Source organism: Pseudomonas sp. dw_612 (assembly GCF_018449725.1).
Taxonomy (GTDB): Bacteria; Pseudomonadota; Gammaproteobacteria; order Pseudomonadales; family Pseudomonadaceae; genus Aquipseudomonas.
The window spans coordinates 1-3,223 of record NZ_JAAVVC010000050.1; the positions used below are offsets into that span (position 1 = coordinate 1).

The following is a 3,223-nucleotide window of genomic DNA, read 5'->3' on the forward strand; positions in this document are numbered from 1 at the left end:
GGGAGCCAGGTCGTGGGCCTTTTCAGGTTCACGCTCCAGCGAATGGGTATGCGATAGATTTGTGTGTTGGTTGCTGCGAACTTTCGGTTCATTGCGTCTTCACACACCGCAATCTGGTGCCCTCTCGAGCTCACAAATTGCTTGGGTGTTATATGGTCAAGCCTCACGGGCAATTAGTATTGGTTAGCTCAACGCCTCACAGCGCTTACACACCCAACCTATCAACGTCGTAGTCTTCGACGGCCCTTCAGGGGACTCAAGGTCCCAGTGAGATCTCATCTTGAGGCTAGTTTCCCGCTTAGATGCTTTCAGCGGTTATCTATTCCGAACATAGCTACCCGGCAATGCCACTGGCGTGACAACCGGAACACCAGAGGTTCGTCCACTCCGGTCCTCTCGTACTAGGAGCAGCCCCTCTCAAATCTCAAACGTCCACGGCAGATAGGGACCGAACTGTCTCACGACGTTCTAAACCCAGCTCGCGTACCACTTTAAATGGCGAACAGCCATACCCTTGGGACCGGCTTCAGCCCCAGGATGTGATGAGCCGACATCGAGGTGCCAAACACCGCCGTCGATATGAACTCTTGGGCGGTATCAGCCTGTTATCCCCGGAGTACCTTTTATCCGTTGAGCGATGGCCCTTCCATACAGAACCACCGGATCACTAAGACCTACTTTCGTACCTGCTCGACGTGTCTGTCTCGCAGTCAAGCGCGCTTTTGCCTTTATACTCTACGACCGATTTCCGACCGGTCTGAGCGCACCTTCGTACTCCTCCGTTACTCTTTAGGAGGAGACCGCCCCAGTCAAACTACCCACCATACACTGTCCTCGATCCGGATAACGGACCTGAGTTAGAACCTCAAAGTTGCCAGGGTGGTATTTCAAGGTTGGCTCCACGCGAACTGGCGTCCACGCTTCAAAGCCTCCCACCTATCCTACACAAGCAAATTCAAAGTCCAGTGCAAAGCTATAGTAAAGGTTCACGGGGTCTTTCCGTCTAGCCGCGGATACACTGCATCTTCACAGCGATTTCAATTTCACTGAGTCTCGGGTGGAGACAGCGCCGCCATCGTTACGCCATTCGTGCAGGTCGGAACTTACCCGACAAGGAATTTCGCTACCTTAGGACCGTTATAGTTACGGCCGCCGTTTACCGGGGCTTCGATCAAGAGCTTCGCGTTAGCTAACCCCATCAATTAACCTTCCGGCACCGGGCAGGCGTCACACCCTATACGTCCACTTTCGTGTTTGCAGAGTGCTGTGTTTTTAATAAACAGTCGCAGCGGCCTGGTATCTTCGACCGGCATGGGCTTACGCAGTAAATGCTTCACCCTCACCGGCGCACCTTCTCCCGAAGTTACGGTGCCATTTTGCCTAGTTCCTTCACCCGAGTTCTCTCAAGCGCCTTGGTATTCTCTACCCAACCACCTGTGTCGGTTTGGGGTACGGTTCCTGGTTACCTGAAGCTTAGAAGCTTTTCTTGGAAGCATGGCATCAACCACTTCGTCGTCTAAAAGACAACTCGTCATCAGCTCTCGGCCTTAGAATCCCGGATTTACCTAAGATTCCAGCCTACCACCTTAAACTTGGACAACCAACGCCAAGCTGGCCTAGCCTTCTCCGTCCCTCCATCGCAATAACCAGAAGTACAGGAATATTAACCTGTTTTCCATCGACTACGCTTTTCAGCCTCGCCTTAGGGACCGACTAACCCTGCGTCGATTAACGTTGCGCAGGAAACCTTGGTCTTTCGGCGTGGGTGTTTTTCACACCCATTGTCGTTACTCATGTCAGCATTCGCACTTCTGATACCTCCAGCAAGCTTCTCAACTCACCTTCACAGGCTTACAGAACGCTCCTCTACCGCATCACCTAAGTGATACCCGTAGCTTCGGTGTATGGTTTGAGCCCCGTTACATCTTCCGCGCAGGCCGACTCGACTAGTGAGCTATTACGCTTTCTTTAAAGGGTGGCTGCTTCTAAGCCAACCTCCTAGCTGTCTAAGCCTTCCCACATCGTTTCCCACTTAACCATAACTTTGGGACCTTAGCTGACGGTCTGGGTTGTTTCCCTTTTCACGACGGACGTTAGCACCCGCCGTGTGTCTCCCATGCTCGGCACTTGTAGGTATTCGGAGTTTGCATCGGTTTGGTAAGTCGGGATGACCCCCTAGCCGAAACAGTGCTCTACCCCCTACAGTGATACATGAGGCGCTACCTAAATAGCTTTCGAGGAGAACCAGCTATCTCCGAGCTTGATTAGCCTTTCACTCCGATCCACAGGTCATCCGCTAACTTTTCAACGGTAGTCGGTTCGGTCCTCCAGTTAGTGTTACCCAACCTTCAACCTGCCCATGGATAGATCGCCCGGTTTCGGGTCTATTCCCAGCGACTAGACGCCCTATTAAGACTCGCTTTCGCTACGCCTCCCCTATTCGGTTAAGCTCGCCACTGAAAATAAGTCGCTGACCCATTATACAAAAGGTACGCAGTCACCCAACAAAGTGGGCTCCCACTGCTTGTACGCATACGGTTTCAGGATCTATTTCACTCCCCTCTCCGGGGTTCTTTTCGCCTTTCCCTCACGGTACTAGTTCACTATCGGTCAGTCAGTAGTATTTAGCCTTGGAGGATGGTCCCCCCATATTCAGACAAAGTTTCTCGTGCTCCGTCCTACTCGATTTCATGACCAAGAGATTTTCGCGTACAGGGCTATCACCCACTATGGCCGCACTTTCCAGAGCGTTCCGCTAATCTCAAAGCCACTTAAGGGCTAGTCCCCGTTCGCTCGCCACTACTAAGGGAATCTCGGTTGATTTCTTTTCCTCAGGGTACTTAGATGTTTCAGTTCCCCTGGTTCGCTTCTTAAGCCTATGTATTCAGCTTAAGATACCTAACTTATGTTAGGTGGGTTCCCCCATTCAGACATCTCCGGATCACAGTCTGTTTGCCGACTCCCCGAAGCTTTTCGCAGGCTACCACGTCTTTCATCGCCTCTGACTGCCAAGGCATCCACCGTATGCGCTTCTTCACTTGACCATATAACCCCAAGCAATCTGGTTATACTGTGAAGACGACATTCGCCGAAAATTCGCAATTACTCACAAATTTTACCTTAGCCTGATCCGTTACCAGTGAAAGTAACGTTCAGTCTATCTTTCTATCACATACCCAAATTTTTAAAGAACGATCTAATCAAAGACTAGAAATCAATATTC

1 rRNA gene is annotated in these 3,223 nt (G+C 51.1%); it reads right to left on the reverse strand.

The window, feature by feature from the left end:
• Positions 1-152: 152 nt before the first annotated feature.
• Positions 153-3,044 (reverse strand): 23S ribosomal RNA (locus HB680_RS32395).
• Between the last annotated feature and the right edge of the window lie 179 nt (positions 3,045-3,223).